Source organism: Neisseria sp. P0021.S006 (assembly GCF_051956895.1).
Genome location: NZ_JBQCWZ010000320.1, coordinates 1 through 1500, shown reverse-complemented (window position 1 = coordinate 1500; position 1500 = coordinate 1). Strand labels below are relative to the sequence as shown.

General features: G+C 49.7%; 2 protein-coding genes. One reads left to right on the top strand and one right to left on the bottom strand.

Features of this window, described 5'->3' with window-relative positions:
• The coding region (locus ACTHUM_RS13720; protein ID WP_440403137.1) for a transposase at positions 1–265 on the bottom strand (265 nt) is incomplete at its 3' end.
• 184 nt (positions 266–449) lie between these two features.
• Between ACTHUM_RS13720 and ACTHUM_RS13715 the strand changes: the two genes are divergently transcribed.
• Positions 450–1397: a bile acid:sodium symporter family protein gene (locus tag ACTHUM_RS13715; protein ID WP_107791835.1), complete on the top strand. Its 948-nt coding sequence runs from the start codon at positions 450–452 to the stop codon at positions 1395–1397.
• Positions 1398–1500 lie beyond the last annotated feature (103 nt).

Below are 1500 nucleotides of genomic sequence, written 5' to 3'. Positions count from 1 at the left end.
GGTTGAAGTCGATGCGGGTGATGAGGCTGTGTTCGAGTTCGGGATCGGAGAGGCTGTGCCATTGTCCGAGCAGGACGGCTTTGAACATGGACAACAGGGGATAGGCGGGACGGCCGCGGTGGTCTCGGAGGTAACGGGTTCTTTGACGATTCAGGTATTGTTCGATCGGTTGCCAATCAATCACCTGATCCAACTTCAATAGTGGGAAACGGTCGATGTGTTTGGCAATCATGGCTTGGGCGGTTTGCTGGAAGAAGGTGGCCATGGAAAATCCCCTAAATGTCTTGATGGGAATTTAGGGGATTTTGGGGAATTTTGCAAAGGTCTCAGGCCGTCTGAAAATCAATTCTTATCTTCAGACGGCCTTATTTATTTTAATCCATTTTGCAAATTAAGGTTAAGGCGTGTATCCTTGGTCTCCCTTAAAAACAACTTCACAACATATCATCATGAATACCCTCAACAAAATCAGTAATTTTATCGGAAAGACCTTTTCCCTCTGGGCCGCGCTCTTTGCCGGCATCGCTTTTTTCGCACCCGACACCTTCAAATGGGTCGGTCTTTACATTCCTTGGTTTCTCGGCATCATCATGTTCGGCATGGGCTTGACCCTCAAACCCTCCGACTTTGACATTTTATTCAAACATCCCAAAGCCGTCATTATCGGCGTGATTGCACAATTCGCCATCATGCCGGCAACCGCCTATCTGCTGGCGAAACTGTTGAACCTGCCTGCCGAAATCGCAGTCGGTGTAATTTTGGTCGGCTGCTGCCCGGGCGGTACGGCTTCCAATGTAATGACTTATCTGGCGCGCGGTAATGTGGCTTTGTCGGTTGCCGTTACATCGGTTTCCACCCTGATTTCCCCATTGCTGACCCCCGCCATCTTTCTGATGCTTGCCGGTGAAATGCTGGAAATACAAGCGGGCAGTATGTTGATGTCCATCGTCAAAATGGTTTTGTTCCCCATCGTTTTGGGCTTGATTGTCCATAAAGTCTTGGGCAACAAAACTGAAAAATTGACCGACGCGCTGCCACTGGTTTCCGTTGCCGCCATCGTGCTGATTATCGGCGCGGTTGTCGGTGCCAGCAAAGGCAAGATTATTGAAAGCGGCCTGCTGATTTTTGCCGTTGTCGTACTCCACAACGGTATCGGCTATCTGCTCGGCTTCTTTGCCGCCAAATGGACCGGCCTGCCTTATGATGCACAAAAAACGCTGGCCATCGAAGTCGGTATGCAAAACTCAGGCTTAGGTGCCGCGCTTGCCGCCGCACACTTTGCCGCCGCGCCGGTTGTTGCCGTTCCCAGCGCATTGTTCAGCGTGTGGCACAATATCTCCGGCTCGCTTTTGGCAACTTATTGGGCAGCCAAAGCCGATAAAAATAAAGAATCCTAAACGTCTTTAATCATAAGGCCATCTGAACAGGGATAAACGAAATCAACGATTTCTGCCTTACCTGTTCAGACGGCCTTTATTTTGAAATCAAGCAGGATTATTG

Bases quoted from the DNA above. Each gene is read 5' to 3' on its own strand.
- ACTHUM_RS13715 (WP_107791835.1), top strand. From the start codon at position 450: ATGAATACCCTCAACAAAATCAGTAATTTTATCGGAAAGACCTTTTCC.